The sequence below is a fragment of the Streptosporangium minutum genome, assembly GCF_002149035.1.
Classification (GTDB): domain Bacteria; phylum Actinomycetota; class Actinomycetes; order Streptosporangiales; family Streptosporangiaceae; genus Streptosporangium; species Streptosporangium minutum.
Genome location: NZ_NGFP01000225.1, coordinates 1 through 15,627, shown reverse-complemented (window position 1 = coordinate 15,627; position 15,627 = coordinate 1). Strand labels below are relative to the sequence as shown.

Annotated in this window: 12 protein-coding genes; 8 read left to right on the top strand and 4 right to left on the bottom strand. The window is 70.6% G+C overall.

Annotated elements, in window-relative coordinates; translation table 11 throughout:
* Positions 1-10 precede the first annotated feature (10 nt).
* Positions 11-550, top strand: coding sequence for a G/U mismatch-specific DNA glycosylase (gene mug, locus CA984_RS34325; RefSeq protein ID WP_086577595.1), 540 nt, complete (start codon positions 11-13; stop codon positions 548-550).
* 173 nt (positions 551-723) lie between these two features.
* Here the strand turns inward: mug and CA984_RS34320 are convergent, their stop codons facing one another.
* Both CA984_RS34320 and CA984_RS34315 read right to left on the bottom strand, forming a co-directional pair.
* The gene (locus CA984_RS34320; RefSeq protein ID WP_086577594.1) at positions 724-1,323 is read right to left on the bottom strand and encodes a DUF1707 SHOCT-like domain-containing protein; all 600 of its coding nucleotides are present in this window, start codon (positions 1,321-1,323) and stop codon (positions 724-726) included.
* Between the two features lie 8 nt (positions 1,324-1,331).
* Positions 1,332-2,084 carry a PadR family transcriptional regulator gene (locus CA984_RS34315; RefSeq protein ID WP_086577593.1) on the bottom strand — a complete coding sequence of 251 codons (753 nt, stop codon included), beginning with the start codon at positions 2,082-2,084 and terminating at the stop codon, positions 1,332-1,334.
* A gap of 195 nt (positions 2,085-2,279) precedes the next feature.
* Here CA984_RS34315 and CA984_RS34310 point away from each other — a divergent pair, with 195 nt between their 5' ends.
* On the top strand, positions 2,280-3,563 hold the full coding sequence (locus tag CA984_RS34310; RefSeq protein ID WP_086577592.1) for an MFS transporter: 1,284 nt from the start codon (positions 2,280-2,282) through the stop codon (positions 3,561-3,563).
* Positions 3,564-3,743: 180 nt separating this feature from the next.
* Here the strand turns inward: CA984_RS34310 and CA984_RS34305 are convergent, their stop codons facing one another.
* Positions 3,744-5,705, bottom strand: a complete 1,962-nt coding sequence (locus CA984_RS34305; RefSeq protein WP_086577591.1) for a ricin-type beta-trefoil lectin domain protein — start codon at positions 5,703-5,705, stop codon at positions 3,744-3,746.
* A gap of 213 nt (positions 5,706-5,918) precedes the next feature.
* On the opposite strand from CA984_RS34305, the gene CA984_RS34300 reads away from it, so the two are divergent.
* The 6 genes from CA984_RS34300 (at position 5,919) to CA984_RS34275 (ending at position 14,830) form a co-directional block, all read left to right on the top strand.
* On the top strand, positions 5,919-6,647 hold the full coding sequence (locus CA984_RS34300) for a metal-dependent hydrolase (protein ID WP_086577590.1): 729 nt from the start codon (positions 5,919-5,921) through the stop codon (positions 6,645-6,647).
* 188 nt (positions 6,648-6,835) lie between these two features.
* Complete coding sequence (gene acnA, locus CA984_RS34295; protein ID WP_086577589.1) at positions 6,836-9,607, top strand: aconitate hydratase AcnA; 2,772 nt, start codon at positions 6,836-6,838, stop codon at positions 9,605-9,607.
* A gap of 799 nt (positions 9,608-10,406) precedes the next feature.
* Positions 10,407-11,522 carry a sugar ABC transporter substrate-binding protein gene (locus CA984_RS34290; protein WP_086577588.1) on the top strand — a complete coding sequence of 372 codons (1,116 nt, stop codon included), beginning with the start codon at positions 10,407-10,409 and terminating at the stop codon, positions 11,520-11,522.
* Positions 11,523-11,583: 61 nt separating this feature from the next.
* Complete coding sequence (locus tag CA984_RS34285; protein ID WP_086577587.1) at positions 11,584-12,348, top strand: ATP-binding cassette domain-containing protein; 765 nt, start codon at positions 11,584-11,586, stop codon at positions 12,346-12,348.
* The gene (locus CA984_RS34280) at positions 12,345-13,592 is read left to right on the top strand and encodes a sugar ABC transporter permease (protein ID WP_086577586.1); all 1,248 of its coding nucleotides are present in this window, start codon (positions 12,345-12,347) and stop codon (positions 13,590-13,592) included. Before CA984_RS34285 ends, CA984_RS34280 begins: the two co-directional genes overlap by 4 nt.
* Positions 13,593-13,627: 35 nt before the next feature.
* Entirely contained in the window at positions 13,628-14,830 is a 1,203-nt protein-coding gene (locus tag CA984_RS34275; RefSeq protein WP_086577585.1) for an ROK family transcriptional regulator, read from the top strand.
* Between the two features lie 85 nt (positions 14,831-14,915).
* Here the strand turns inward: CA984_RS34275 and CA984_RS34270 are convergent, their stop codons facing one another.
* Positions 14,916-15,398, bottom strand: a complete 483-nt coding sequence (locus tag CA984_RS34270) for a hypothetical protein (protein WP_086577584.1) — start codon at positions 15,396-15,398, stop codon at positions 14,916-14,918.
* Between the last annotated feature and the right edge of the window lie 229 nt (positions 15,399-15,627).

The window sequence follows — 15,627 nt, the reverse complement described above, 5'->3', positions numbered from 1 at the left end:
CGTCAAGGCCGTGCCGCCGACGAGGGCCGAGCTCGACGCGGCCAGGGGCCGGACGCTCCCGGACGTGCTCGGGCCGTCGCTGGACGTGCTGTTCTGCGGTATCAACCCCGGCCTCTACTCGGCGGCCACCGGTCACCACTTCGCCCGGCCGGGCAACCGGTTCTGGCCCGCGCTGCACCGGTCCGGCTTCACGCCCCGGCTGCTCGACCCGGGGGAGCAGGAGCTGCTCCCCTCCTTCGGGCTGGGCATCACGAACGTGGTGGGACGGGCCACCGCGCAGGCGGCGGAGCTGACGCCTGAGGAATTCCGCGAGGGCGGGGCGCGGCTGGCGCGGCTGGTCGCCGGGACCCGGCCCCGGGTGCTGGCCGTGGCGGGGGTGACCGCCTACCGGACGGCGTTCGGGCAGCCGAAGGCGGCCGTCGGGCCACAGGAGACCGTGATCGGCGACACCGCGGTCTGGGTGCTGCCCAACCCGAGCGGCCTGAACGCCCACTGGACGCTGGAGGGGATAGCGGGGGAGATGCGACGGCTCCGGGAGTCCCTGCGCTGAGCGCGCCGCCGTACGGTCGCCCTCCCCCGCGGGCCGGGCCCGGACCTGGCCGCCACCGCTCCCGCCGCACGGTCGCCGACCGCCCCCGCGGACCGGGGCCCCGTACGGCTCCCGCCGCCCTCGCCGGCCGGGTCCGTGCCCGGCGCGGGCCTCCGTGCCGGCCGGGCCGGTGCTCAGTGGCGGGGGCCGCCCCCGGCCCGGACGTGCTGCCACCGCCTGCGGTGGAGCATGCCAGCGACGGCCATCGCCAGCCAGGCGAGGAAGACGAACTTGAGCGCCCAGAACCCCGTGGTCGCCACCCCGATGACCAGCATCAGGATCAGGAACGGGGCGACCGGCGGCCCACCCCGGCGGCCCGCCCGGTGCCGGTGCCAGGCCGCAGGGTGGTGGCCGCCCCGGCGCGTCCCGCGGCCGTGATGCCCGTGCCACGGTCCGGCCCAGCGGTGGTGCCGGTGCTCCCATCCAAGTGTGGGGCCGTCGCGGTCCTCGGAGCCGCGGCCGTGATGCCCGTGCCACGGCCCGGCCCAGCCGTGGTCCCCGTGCTCCCATCCGGGCGCGGGGCCGTCGCGGTCCTCGGGGCGGGGGCCGTACAGGTCGGGCAGGTCGGCCGAGGTCAGCGCCAGCTCGCGGCCGGTGCGCGCGGACAGGGTCAGCTCGATGCGCTCGTCGAGCTCCTCGTGGGTCAGGCGGCCCTGCGCGTAGTGCTCGCGCAGGGCCGTCACGGCCGCGTCGCGCTCGGCGTCTCCGATACGGAGGTCGTCCCGGGACGTCATCGGGCCGCTCACTCCTCGCCGGAGTCGCCGTCGGCCAGGATCTGGTACAGCTTGCGGCGCGTCTCGGTCAGGATCTGCCTGGCCTGGCGGATCTGCGCGTCGCTGCCGGTCTGCAGGATCTGGAGCATGGCGAACCCCGACTGGCGGGCCAGGTTCATCATCTCCCAGGTGCTGTCGTCGACGTCGGGCGTCATCTCCTCCCAGGGGGCGCGCACCTCGTCGGCGTGCTCGGCCACGTAGGCCCGGCCCGCCTCGGTGAGGCGGAAGGACTTGCGGCCGTCGTTCTCCTCCGACAGGACCAGGCCCTCGTCGGTGAGCTGCTGCAGTGCCGGGTAGACCGCGCCGGGGCTGGGCTTCCAGCCGCCCTCGCTGCGCCGGTCGATCTCCTGGATGATCTGGTAGCCGTTGCGCGGCTCCTCGGTGAGCAGCGCGAGGATAGCCGCGCGGACGTCACCCCGCTTCGCCTTGCGCCCCCGGCCGAACGGCGGACGCCCGCCGAAAGGGCCGCCGCGTCCCGGGCCGCCCCTGCCGAAGTCCCACGGGAAGGCGCCGCCGCCGAACGGGCCGCCGCGGTGCCCCCGGTGCCGGTGCTCGTGGGGGGCCCAGCCGTGCGGGCCGGGCCCGCCGTGGTGGGACTCGCCCTGCTGCCAGCCGGCGGCCATGGTCCGCCAGGCCTCCCTGGCGGCGCGCTTCATCTCGCGCCGGAGCTCGTGCGGGACGGCCCTGCCCCAGTCGCCGCCCATCGTATGGGTGGAAGTCATGATTCCTCCTCGTATCGCGATCGTCTTTCGACCGCTCTCGATGCTTCAAAGATATATCGAGAACATTCTAACGACAAGCCTATGGAGTGATATGGGGGTTTTGGCTGGTCTGAGCCCTGGCGGGCCGTCCGCCTCTTCCGTCTGATCGTCCCAGTGGATAGGCTGTAACCTCCTAAACGTGTTAGGTGGTTACGCATGACAGTCCAGACGGGGCGGGCGAGCGGAACGGCGCGGCGGAACGAGGCGGCGCTCGTCGGTTTCACCGTGGCGACCAACCTCGCCGACGGGGTGGCCAAGATCGTTCTTCCGCTGCTCGCGGTCGGGCTCACCGACTCCCCGGGCCTGGTCGCCGGGGTGGGGCTCACCCTGACGCTGCCGTGGCTGCTGGCCTCGCTCCACGTCGGGGTGTTCGTCGACCGCAACGACCGCAGGCGGCTGGCGGCCGCGGCCAACCTGATCAGGCTCGTGGTCGCGCTGGGCCTGCTGGCGGCCGTCGCCGGTGACGCCCTGTCGCTGCCGCTGCTCTATCTCGCGGGCGCCGCCATCGGCCTGGCCGAGGTGGTGGCGGACTCCGCGGTCGGCGCCCTGGTCCCGGCGGCCGTGCCGAGGGAGCGGCTCGGCCGGGTCAACGCCTGGATCGCCGGCGCCGAGACCGTCGCCAACGAGTTCGCCGGCCCGGCCATCGGGGGCCTGCTGGTCGGCTTCGGCGCCGCGCTGGCCCTGGGCTCCTCGGCCGCGGCCTTCGCCCTCGGGGCGGTGCTGCTCGCGCTGCTGGCCGGCCGGTTCCGGGTGAGCGACGCCGAGGGGCGGGACTCCGGGCGGGACCGCCGGCCGGGAAGCGTCCGGGCGGAGATGATCGAGGGGCTGGCCTTCCTCTGGCGTCACCGCCTGCTCCGCACGATGTCGCTGACCATCTCGGCGCTGGTGGCCTGCTGGAGCGCGTGGCTGGCCCTGCTGCCCTCCTACGCCGTCCGGCTGCTCGACCTCGACGCGGCCGGGTACGGCCTGCTGCTCAGCTCGATCGGCCTGGGAGGGCTGCTCGGCGCCGTGCTCGTCACCGCGGTCAACCGCCTGCTGGGCGTGCGCTGGGCGCTCTTCACCGATCTGGTCGGCACGGTCGTCATGATGATCGTCCCGGCGGTGTTCCCCGACGTCTGGGCGGTCGGCGCGGCCGCCTTCGTCGGCGGCATGGGCGGCACGCTCTGGACGGTGAACAGCCGCACCCTGGCCCAGATGGTCGTCCCGCACCGGCTGCTCGGCCGGTACGGCTCGGCCGCCCGCCTGCTGAGCTGGGGAATGCTCCCGATCGGGGCCGGTCTGGCCGGGCTGCTGGCCGAGATCGTGGGACTGACCGGGGCCTTCGCGATCTTCGCGGTGGTGGCCGCCCTGCCCGTCGTACCGTTCCTGATGACCGTCACTCACGGTGATATAGAGCTCGCTCAGCGGAGAAGTGAGCTAGATCACGAAATTCTCGGCTGATTTCGGAACAACCATTGAGACCTGCACGTTACAAAGGACATAGACGGGATTCGTTCCGTGCCGGAAGGGCTGGGGGGTGCTTTCGGTGCGGAACGGTCCCGTCTGTCGTTTCCGGGATGTGCGGGCGATCCGCCGGAGATTCTCCGGCGGATCGCCCGTCTCTCAGTAGACGCCGGCCTCTCAGTAGACGTCGGCCGTGAGGAACTTCCACGGGTCGGGCGTGCGGACCGCGCCGGCGCTCCACTTCTGTCCCGCTGCCCGCTGGAGCACGATCGCCGAGCCGTCCGAGGTCCCGGACGGGGCGATCGCCCAGCCGGTGTCCTTGCGCGACAGGAACGTCCCGCCGGTCAGGTTCCACCGCATCGACGCCGAGTACTGCCCGACCGCCGAGGAGCAGTTCGCCACCTGGATCGGCTGGCCGGCCGCGACCGTGCCCCCCTCCAGGTCCACGCAGAAGCCGGGGTCGGCCAGGTTGTGCAGCTGCCCGGAGACCGGGTTGTGCGCCCAGAACTGGTCGGCGTTGCCGTCGCAGGCGTAGAGCACCAGGTTCGCCCCGCTCGCCGGGGAGTTGCCGGGCACGTCCAGGCACTTGCCGCCGGACCTGAGCTCGGTGTAGGTCAGCGCCTTCTTCGCCTCCCAGGTGAGGACCTGCCGGGAGTCGCCGGAGTCGCAGGCGGCGAGCGTCAGCCTGGCGCCGGGGGCGCCGCCGGCGAGTGTGGCGCACAGCGCGGGGGCGTCGGCGGCGTGCAGGCGCGCGCCGTCATGGGTCCAGCGCTGGGCGGCGCTGCCGTTGCAGTCCCACACCTGGATCGCGGTGCCCGCGGTGAGCCGGCCGCCGTCGATGTCCGCGCAGCGGTCGTGGGAGAGCTCGGTGTGCAGGGACTTGCGCGCCGGGTCGTACCAGAAGGCCTGGTTGCGCGTGCCCTCGCAGGCCCAGCCGACCATCTTGCGGCCGTTGCGGGTGGAGTTGCCGTCCACGTCCAGGCAGTCGCCGGTCGCGCCGTTCCTGAGCTGCCTGAACTCGGGCAGGCCGGGGTAGAGCGCCGGGGTGAGGGTGCCGGCGGGGAGCATGCAGGTGGCCTGGGTGGTGTCCGCCGCGTAGAAGCGCCCCAGGCAGGCGCCGAAGGCGGCGTGCCCGGCGGAGTTGGGGTGGAAGGACTGCTGGGTCGCCCGGGGGTTGAACAGGTCGCCGTTCACCGCGTGCAGCCCGGTCACCCAGGGGCCGTCCATGCAGACCTCGCGGCCGTGGAAGAGCCTGCTGGCGTCCAGGTAGCGCGCGCCGGCCAGGCTCGCCGCCCTGCGGATGCCCCGCTCGAAGATCGGCACCGCCTTGTTGCGGGCGAAGGCCAGGTCGGAGAGGTAGCCGAGGCAGCCGCCGTTGTACCAGCCGGGGAAGTTCGGGTTGTCCTCCACGTCCGGGCTGGCGGGGCCGGGGTAGCTCATGGCGACGAGCTGGTAGTCCGCGGCGGCGTAGCCCGCCTCGGTCATGATCTGCCGGATGTCGCGCAGGGCCTTCTCCACCCGGGGCACGATGAAGTCGATCCGCCCCGCCCAGCCGGCCGAGTGCCTGGGCCAGCAGTTTCCCCTGAACAGGACCCGGTCCTCCACACACCCCGTCATGGTCGGCCCGAACTCCGGACCTCCGGTGTCGTTGGCCCCGACCACCACGGTGATCATCTTGATGCGCGTGTTGCGGGCCTTGATCGCCAGGTTGTCGCCCTGGTTGAGCTCGTTGTACTGGTGGGTCCCGCCGATGGTGATGTCGTTGGTCTGCCCGCCCGAGCACGCGAGGTTGAAGGTCGCGTCGGCAGGGATCCCGGTGACGTGGATCGCGGCCTTCTTCGATCGGTGGCACCAGTTGTCGGGTCCGTCCGTTCCCTGCTCGTAGAGAGAACGGTCGAAGGCGCCCTCACCGGAGATCTCGCTGTCGCCCAGCGAGACGAGCCCGGTCTTGCGCTGATCCATGGGCCGGATGGCCTCGTCGCCGTAGAGCTTGACGGCTTCGGCCCTGCGGACGCTCTCCAGCCCTGCGGGGAGCGGTCTGACGTCGTTCTGTACGGCATGGGCCGCCGGGGCGGCGAGGACGGCTCCGGTGACCGCGACGAGCGCGGCCATGACGAGTCCGGGCAGGCGGAGGGGCATGGGGGGTTACCTCTCGCGAAGGGATAGGGACATCGAGACAAGCGCTTGTTACGCTCAGGTAACCTCAAAATCCAAAAAAGGTGAACAGCGCTCATGTATCGGATTGGTCTCACTGGCTCGACGCGCCGATGATGCAAAATGGCACGGTCCTCTTCTTGAAGCCGGCTTTGCCGTAGAGTCGTTTAGCGTGATCTTGATAGGGGTGTTCGGCCGATGATGGGGCACACGCACGCGCTGACGGGAGCGATCGCCTGGCTGGGGGTGGCGCCGACGCTGGCGGCCCTGCCGCTGCTCACCGAGTCCACCCGGTTCATCGAGACCGGTGTCATGGTGAACGCGCTCACCCCGGCCGAGTTCGTCGCCGGGGCGCTGATCTGTTCCGGGGCCGCGATGCTCCCCGACCTCGACCATCCCAGCGCGACGATCGCCCAGACCTTCGGCCCGGTCACCTGGGCGCTGAGCAAGGCCGTCGCGTGGCTGAGCGGCGGTCACCGCAACGCCACCCACTCGCTGCTGTTCGCCGTGGGCGCCGGATTCGGCGCCCACTATCTGGCCGGCACCTATCCGATCGGCCGTGACATCCTGGTGGTGCTGCTCATCGGCCTGGCGCTGCGGTCGATCGGGATCGGCATCCCGGGCAAGAAGTTCGCCTCGGCGATGGTCAACATCGGCCTGACGGTCGGGCTGTTCGCGGTGTTCCGCAGCGACAACGTGGGTTACGCCTGGCTGGGGCTGGCGGTCGCGATCGGGTGCCTGACCCACGTCGTCGGGGACTGCTGCACCGAGAAGGGCTGCCCGGTGCTGTGGCCGATGCGGCAGCGGTGGCTGCTGCCGTGGAAGATCGGGATCAAGACCGGCCGCGCCTTCGAGCAGAAGTTTCTGGCCCCGGTACTTTCCGTCGTCGTTCTCGGGCTGCTCTACTTCCGCCTCGCCCCGCTCTGAGCATACTGGTGGGTAACTTGATGTCGAGATATCTATGGCGATATCTTGATGTCGAGACATCCGCTGCAACCGGTGGGTTCCTGGTTAGGCATACCTAACTGACGTGGGCACTCCGACGGTGCGGCAGGATTCAATTGCGCCTTTTATGGTTGGCGCGCCGGACAACTGGGTGATGAGGGAGGCGAACCGTGTCCGCGAACAGCTTCGGCAGCCGTGACACGCTCCGCGTCGGTGACGCGGGATACGAGATCTACCGGCTGGACGCCGTCGAGGGGTCGGGACGCCTCCCGTACAGCCTGAAGATCCTTCTGGAAAACCTGCTCCGTACCGAGGACGGCGCGAACATCACCGCCGACCACATCCGGGCACTGGGTCAGTGGGACCCCGGCGCCGCGCCGAGTGTGGAGATCCAGTTCACCCCGGCCCGCGTGATCATGCAGGACTTCACCGGCGTCCCCTGCGTCGTGGACCTGGCCACGATGCGTGAGGCCGTCCGCGACCTCGGCGGCGACCCCGCCAGGATCAACCCGCTCGCCCCGGCCGAGATGGTCATCGACCACTCCGTCATCGTCGACTTCTTCGGCGGGCCGGACTCCTTCCAGCGCAACGTCGACAGGGAGTACGAGCGCAACCGCGAGCGTTACCAGTTCCTGCGCTGGGGCCAGACCGCCTTCGACGAGTTCAAGGTCGTCCCGCCGGGCACCGGCATCGTGCACCAGGTGAACATCGAGCACCTGGCCCGCGTGGTGATGATCCGTGACGGCAAGGCCTACCCCGACACCTGCGTCGGCACCGACTCCCACACCACCATGGAGAACGGCATCGGCGTTCTCGGCTGGGGTGTCGGCGGCATCGAGGCCGAGGCCGCGATGCTCGGCCAGCCGATCTCCATGCTGATCCCGCGCGTGGTCGGCTTCAAGCTGACCGGCAAGCTCCCCGCCGGGGCCACCGCCACCGACCTGGTCCTCACGATCACCGAGATGCTGCGCAAGCACGGCGTCGTCGGCAAGTTCGTGGAGTTCTACGGCGAGGGCGTCTCCAGCGTGCCGCTGGCCAACCGCGCCACGATCGGCAACATGAGCCCCGAGTTCGGCTCCACCTGCGCGATCTTCCCGATCGACGGCCAGACGATCGACTACCTCACGCTGACCGGCCGCTCCGCCGAGCAGGTCGCGCTGGTCGAGGCCTACGCCAAGGCCCAGGGCCTGTGGCTGGACCCGGAGGCCGAGGAGCCGGTCTTCTCCGAATACATCGAGCTGGACCTGGCCACGGTCGTCCCGTCCATCGCCGGCCCCAAGCGCCCGCAGGACCGCATCGCGCTGTCGGATGCCAAGAGCGCCTGGCGCGCGGCCGTCAAGGACTACGCCCCGAGCGTCCAGGGCCCGGTCGACGAGGCGTCCGACGAGTCGTTCCCCGCCTCCGACTCGCCCGCGGTCTCCCGCGAGGGCAACGGCGACAAGCCGCACGCCCCCGACCTCGACGGCGATCGCCCGCGCAGGCCCGTCCAGGTCACGCTGGCCGACGGCACGAGCTTCGAGATCGACCACGGCGTGGTGACCATCGCGGCCATCACCAGCTGCACCAACACCTCCAACCCGTTCGTCATGATGGGCGCCGCGCTGCTCGCCAAGAACGCGGTCGACAAGGGCCTGACCCGCAAGCCGTGGGTCAAGACCTCCCTCGCCCCGGGCTCGCAGGTCGTCACCGGCTACTTCGAGCGCTCCGGCCTCCAGCCGTACCTCGACAAGATCGGCTTCAACCTGGTCGGCTACGGCTGCACCACCTGCATCGGCAACTCCGGCCCGCTGCAGGAGGAGATCTCCGCCGCCATCCAGGCCAACGACCTCGCGGTCACCGCGGTGCTGTCCGGCAACCGTAACTTCGAGGGCCGGATCAACCCCGACGTCAAGATGAACTACCTGGCCTCGCCGCCGCTGGTCGTCGCCTACGCCCTCGCGGGGACCATGGACCTCGACCTGAACACCGAGCCGCTGGGCACCGGTACCGACGGCGAGCCGGTGTTCCTCGCCGACATCTGGCCCTCGGCGGAGGACATCTCGGCGGCCGTCGCCTCCTCCATCGACCAGGACATGTTCCTGCACGACTACGCCGACGTGTTCAAGGGCGACGAGACCTGGCGCTCGCTGCCGATCCCGACCGGCGACACCTTCGAGTGGGACCCGGCCTCGACCTACGTCCGCAAGGCCCCCTACTTCGACGGCATGCCCGCCTCCCCGGAGCCGGTGACCGACATCTCCGGCGCCCGGGTGCTCGCCAAGCTGGGCGACTCGGTCACCACCGACCACATCTCCCCGGCCGGCTCCATCAAGCCCGGCACCCCGGCGGCGGAGTACCTGCGCGAGAACGGCGTCGCGGTCAAGGACTTCAACTCCTACGGCTCCCGCCGAGGCAACCACGAGGTGATGATCCGCGGCACCTTCGCCAACATCCGGCTGAAGAACCTGCTGCTCAACGGCGTGGAGGGCGGCTACACCCGTGACTTCACCCTTGAGGGCGGCCCGCAGTCCTTCATCTACGACGCCTCCGCCAACTACCAGGCGGCGGGCATCCCGCTCGTCGTCCTGGCGGGCAAGGAGTACGGCTCCGGCTCCTCGCGTGACTGGGCCGCCAAGGGCACTGCGCTGCTCGGCGTCCGCGCCGTGATCGCCGAGTCCTACGAGCGCATCCACCGCTCGAACCTGATCGGCATGGGCGTGCTGCCGCTGCAGTTCCCCGAGGGCGAGACGGCCGAGTCGCTGGGCCTGACCGGCGAGGAGACCTTCGACTTCATCGGCGTCGAGGAGCTCAACAAGGGCGGCGTCCCGCAGACCGTGACGGTCAGGGCCGACGGCAAGGAGTTCCAGGCGGTCGTGCGCATCGACACCCCCGGCGAGGCGGACTACTACCGCCACGGCGGCATCATGCAGTACGTCCTGCGCTCCCTGCTCGCCAAGAGCTGAGGCAGGGGGGCGGGGCCGCACGCGAGCCTCGCCCGCAACAAGGGGGCACACCCCGGACGAGAGCCGCCCGGCGGGACATCATCCCGCCGGGCGGTTCCGCGTCCGGAGCCGGTCATCCGCGGACGCGCGGACCGGGAACGCGTGCCGGGGCCACGGCTCCATGCCCCCGGAAGCGCGGGGTGAGGCCCGTCCGGGGACCGGTGCGCGGCGCGCGACTCCGCCACGAAGTACGTGCCGAGCATGGACGGCACGAGCACGACGGCGTGCCGAGCATGGACGGCACGAGCACGACGGCGTGCGAGACGCAGACGAGGCGGCGCGCCGCCCGGCCTCGGCTCGACCTCGCCGTGGACCGCCTTGAGCGAGGGTGTGATCCCAGATGGGCCGTCTGCCGCGCCCGGGGGCCATCTGCCGCTCCCCGCGTCACACGGGACGCCTCATCATCGGCCACGCTCCGGCCGCTCCATTCGGTATGCGGCCAGGTACCGCGTCACACGGGTCGCCTCGTCGGCCACGCTCCGGCCGCTCCATCCGCCACGCGGCCAGGTACCGCGTCACCCCACATCGGCCGTTCCGTTGATCGCGCAGGGCGCCGCCGGTTAAGTCCGCGTTTCTGGATTGTTACCGGCCACAACAAACTTTAGCGATGGAGGGTCTGGCGTTCCTGGCCAGCGCGGAATACGTTGCCGCAAACAACATTCAACGGAACGGCACACCGAGACCCGGCAAGTCGTGCCCGCGAATTCGCCATGCTCCAACCCTCAGACCCCCCACTTTTCGGAGAAAGGACCCGTGCATCATGCGCAAGGGGATCCTCAGCCTGACCGCCGCCGCTGCGGCGATGACCCTCGGTCTCACCGCCTGCGGGGGCGAGAGCGGCGACACCAGCACCGCCCAGAGCAGCGCCGCCCCCGCCGAGAGCAAGGCCGCCGGCAAGATCGGCGTCATCCTGCCCGACAGCAAGTCCTCCGCCCGCTGGGAGACCGCGGACCGCAAGTACCTGGAGGAGGCGTTCAAGGCCGCGGGCGTCGCCTACGACATCCAGAACGCCCAGGGTGACAAGACCCAGTTCCAGACCATCGCCGACCAGATGATCACCAATGGCGCGACCGTGCTGATGATCGTCAACCTGGACAGCGGCACCGGCAAGGCCGTGCTCGACAAGGCCAAGGCCCAGGGTGTGGCCACCATCGACTACGACCGCCTCACCCTGAACGGCGGCGCCTCCTACTACGTCAGCTTCGACAACACCAAGGTCGGCACCCTGCAGGGTGAGGGTCTGGTGAAGTGCCTGACCGACAAGAAGGTCGACAAGCCGCTCGTGGCCGAGCTCAACGGCTCGCCCACCGACAACAACGCCACGCTGTTCAAGAACGGCTACGACGGCGTGCTCAAGCCCAAGTACGACGCCAAGGAATACGTCAAGGGCCCGGACCAGTCCGTGCCGGACTGGGACAACGCGCAGGCGGGCACGATCTTCGAGCAGATGCTCACCGAGCAGCCGAAGATCGCCGGCGTGCTGGCCGCCAACGACGGCCTGGGCAACGCCGCCATCGCCGTGCTGAAGAAGAACAGCCTCAACGGCAAGGTCCCGGTCACCGGCCAGGACGCCACCGTGCAGGGTCTGCAGAACATCCTCGCCGGCGACCAGTGCATGACGGTCTACAAGGCGATCAAGAAGGAGGCCGACGCGGGGGCCGCCCTCGCCATCGCCCTGGCCAAGGGTGAGAAGCCCGCGGCCTCCGGCTCGGTGAAGGACACCGAGAGCGGCGCGGACGTGCCGGCGGTCCTGCTCGACCCGCAGGCCATCTTCTTCGACAGCGTCAAGGACGTCGTGGCCGACGGGTTCGTGACCAAGGATGAGCTGTGCACCGGCGAGTTCGCCGCCAAGTGCACCGAGGCCGGAATCCAGTAACGCGCCGGGGGCACGGCCGGCGGACCCCGCCGGCCGTGCCCCCGTACCCGAGGAGCCCCACATGACCCCCGTTCTGGAACTCCGCGGGATCGACAAGAGCTTCGGTCCCGTGCAGGTTCTCCACGACGTCGCCTTCTCCGTCTACCCCGGGGAGGTGACCGCGCTGGTCGGCGACAACGGCGCGGGCAAGTCCACCCTCGTCAAGTGCGTCGGCGGCATCCACCCGATCGACGCGGGCGAGTATCTCTTCGACGGCAAGCCCGTCCAGATCCACAGCCCGCGTGACGCGGCGGACCTGGGCATCGAGATCGTCTACCAGGACCTCGCGCTCTGCGACAACCTCGACATCGTCCAGAACATGTTCCTCGGCCGCGAGCACAGGCGCGGCATCGTGCTCGACGAGGACACGATGGAGGAGATGGCGGCCAAGACCCTGGAGAGCCTGTCGGTCAGGACCGTCAAGTCCATCCGCCAGCACGTCGCCAGCCTCTCCGGCGGCCAGCGGCAGACCGTGGCCATCGCCAAGGCAGTGCTCTGGAACAGCAAGGTCGTCATCCTCGACGAGCCCACCGCCGCGCTCGGCGTGGCCCAGACGGCACAGGTGCTGGAGCTGGTCCGCCGCCTTGCCGACCAGGGCCTGGCCGTCGTGCTGATCTCACACAACATGAACGACGTGTTCGCCGTGTCCGACCGGATCGCAGCCCTCTACCTCGGCCGGATGGCGGCTCAGGTGAAGACCTCCGACGTCACTCACGCGCAGATCGTCGAACTGATCACCTCTGGCCGGAGCGGGGACCTCGGCCTCACCAACGGAGCCACGGTATGAGCGCCACGATTTCCCACGAGCGAAAGGCCGAGGCGCCCTCGATCAGCGCCAACGTCCGCGGCTACGCCGAGCGGGTGCGCGGTGGCGACATGGGCGCGCTGCCCGCCGTGTTCGGTCTCGTCGTGCTCTGCACGGTCTTCGCCGTCCTGCGCCCCTCCTTCCTCACCGCGGGCAACTTCGCCAACCTGCTCACCCAGGGCGCCGCGGTCACCGTGATCGCCATGGGCCTGGTCTTCGTGCTGCTCCTGGGCGAGATCGACCTGTCGGCGGGCTTCGCCAGCGGTGTCTGCGCCTCGATCCTGGCGATCCTGCTCACCAGCCAGGGCCTGCCCTGGTACGTGGCGGTGGGCGCGGCCATCCTGGCCGGTGTCGTGATCGGCGCCACCCTCGGCTCCATCGTCACCAAACTCGGCATCCCCTCCTTCGTGGTGACGCTCGCCGCCTTCCTGGCCTTCCAGGGGCTCGTCCTCCTGTTGATCAAGGGTGGCACCATCATCGCCATCCGCGACGAGACGATCCTCGCCGTCGCCAACAAGAACCTCCCGCCCGCGCTGGGCTGGGGGCTGCTGGTGGCCGGCGTCGTCGCCTACGCGGGGCTGCAGCTGCTGCGGGCACGCAAGCGGGCCGTACGGGGCCTGGCGTCCGACCCGATCTCGCTGATCGCGGTCCGGGTGGGGGCCCTGGCACTGCTCGGCGGGCTCGCGGTCTACTTCCTCAACGTGGAGCGCAGCCGCAACGCGGCGCTCGTCTCGCTCGCGGGCGTGCCGATCGTGGTGCCGGTCATCGTGGTGCTCCTGCTGATCTGGACGTTCGTGCTCCGCCGTACCGCGTTCGGACGCCACCTCTACGCGGTCGGCGGCAACGCCGAGGCCGCACGGCGGGCGGGCATCAACGTCGACCGGATGAAGATCAGCGCATTCGTGATCTGCTCCTCCATGGCCGCCGTCGGCGGCATCATCGCGGCATCCCGGGCCAGCTCGGTCGACCCCAACACCGGCGGCAGCAACGTGCTGCTGTACGCGGTGGGCGCCGCCGTCATCGGCGGGACCAGCCTGTTCGGCGGCAAGGGCCGGGTGCTGGACGCGATCCTCGGCGGTACCGTGGTCGCGGTCATCGAGAACGGCATGGGTCTGATGGGCTACAGCTCCGGGGTGAAGTTCATGGTCACCGGCTCGGTACTGCTGCTGGCCGCAGGGGTGGACGCACTGTCCCGCAAGCGGGCGGCCGCCACTGGTCTAAGGTGATCAGCGACCCCGACCCCCCGAAGGAAACCCACGCGATGCGGGCTGGCCCCTCCCAGGAGGAGATCCGGCGCCACAACCTCGGCGCCCTCCTCCGCCATGTGCACCTCGGCGGCCCCACCTCGCGCGCGGAACTCACCAGCCGGATGGGGCTCAACCGCAGCACCATCATGGCCCTCACCGCCGACCTGACCGCCGCGGGCCTGGTCCGGGAGGAGCTGCCCAGGGAGACCGGCCGCGCCGGGCGCCCGTCCCTCGTGGTCCGCCCGGAGTCGGCGCGGGTCTACGTGTTCGCCCTCGACGTGGGCGTCGACCGGCTGGTCGCCGCCCGGGTCGGCCTCGGCGGCACGATCCTGGACCGGCGCGAGGCGGTACGGCGGCGCGGCCCGTTCTCGCTGGACGAGATCGTCGGGCCGCTCGCCGGGTTCGCCCGGCAGATGCACCGCAAGACCAGGCCGGACACGGTGTGCGTCGGGGTGGCGGCCGCCTTCTCCGGCGGGGTGAGCCGCAGTGACGGGGTCATCAGGTTCGGGCCGAACATGGGCTCGGTGGACGTGCCGTTCGCCGAGGAGATGGCCCGCAGGCTGGCCTTCGGCCTGCCGGTGACGGTGGGCAACGACGCCAACCTCGCCGCTCTCGCCGAGCACACCCGGGGGGTCGGCGTCGGCTGCCGCGACCTCGTCTACCTCCACGGGGACGTGGGCATCGGCGGCGGCGTGATCGTCAACGGCCAGCTCCTCGGCGGTCACGAGGGCTTCGGCGGCGAGATCGGGCACATGATCGTCAATCCCAAGGGCCGCCCCTGCGGCTGCGGTTCGCTCGGCTGCCTGGAGGCGGAGGCGGGGGAGCGAGCCGTGCTGGAGGCCGCCGGCAGGTTCGGCGCCCAGATGGGCAGAGACGCCGTCCGTGCCGTGGTCGACGCCGCCGACCGCGGCGACATCGTCGCGCAGGCGGCGCTGAGCCGTGTCGGCGACTGGCTGGGCCTGGGCGTCGCCAACCTCGTCAACGTCTTCAATCCCGAGATGGTCGTCTTCGGCGGCATGCTCCGGGAGGTCTACCTCGGCTCCGCCGCGCAGGTCCGCAGCCGGCTGGCCGTCGACGCCCTGCCCCCCTCGCGCGACAGCCTCCGCCTGCGTACGTCGGCGCTCGGCGATGACGCCACCCTCGTCGGCGCCGCCGAGCTCGCCTTCGCCCAGGTCCTCGCCGACCCTCTCGAAGTCCTCGCCCGGGCGGGTTCCTGACCCCTCGCGCGGCTCCGGTGCGCGACGCCGGATACGGACGACCGCCGACACCCCTCACCGGAGGAGTGCCGACGGCCGTCGCGCGTCACTTGATCAGGCCGGCCACCAGGTGGCGAAGCTCGATGTGACCGGCCTTGAGGTCGGCCACATCCCCCTCGGCCCGTTTTATGGAGCCCTCCATGTTCGCGGCGGAACGCTTGACCGAGGCCATGTCCCCGCGGAGCTCGTCCTGCCCGATCCGGAGTGCCACGGTGGTCATACGGAGCTCGGCGACACTTGACCGGAGCTCGTCCTGCCCTTGGCGTAGCTCGGCGACGCCCGACCGGAGCTCGTCCTGCCCTTGGCGTAGCTCGGCGACGCTCGACTGGAGCTCGTCCTGCCCCTTGCGCAGTCCGTCGGTGACCGTCCGGAGGCCGGTGACCTCTGTCCGGAGGTCGGCCGTCACCGTGCGCAGGTCATTGAGCACTTCGAACATCGTCGAAGTCATCGCCCTGTTCTCCTCGGTGCGTATGTTGAGCACGGCCACATCGGTCTCCAGGACCTTGATGCGCACGTCTGTCGTGTCCAACGCGTTCTTCTCCTCGCCGTCGGGCAGTAAGGGGGACCGACCTGGTGTTACGGCGTGAAGGGCACGCAGGTCGTGTCACCACATTACGCAGAGTCAAGGCTCTGTCGCCACTCGTGTCCGCTCCGGAACGGCTGCCGTTCTCTCCCGGGGAGTTAAGGACTCGCCCTCCGGGTGGAAAGAAACGACCACCCGTCGCGCGGCTGGGGGGCGGCGACGGGTGGTCTTCGGG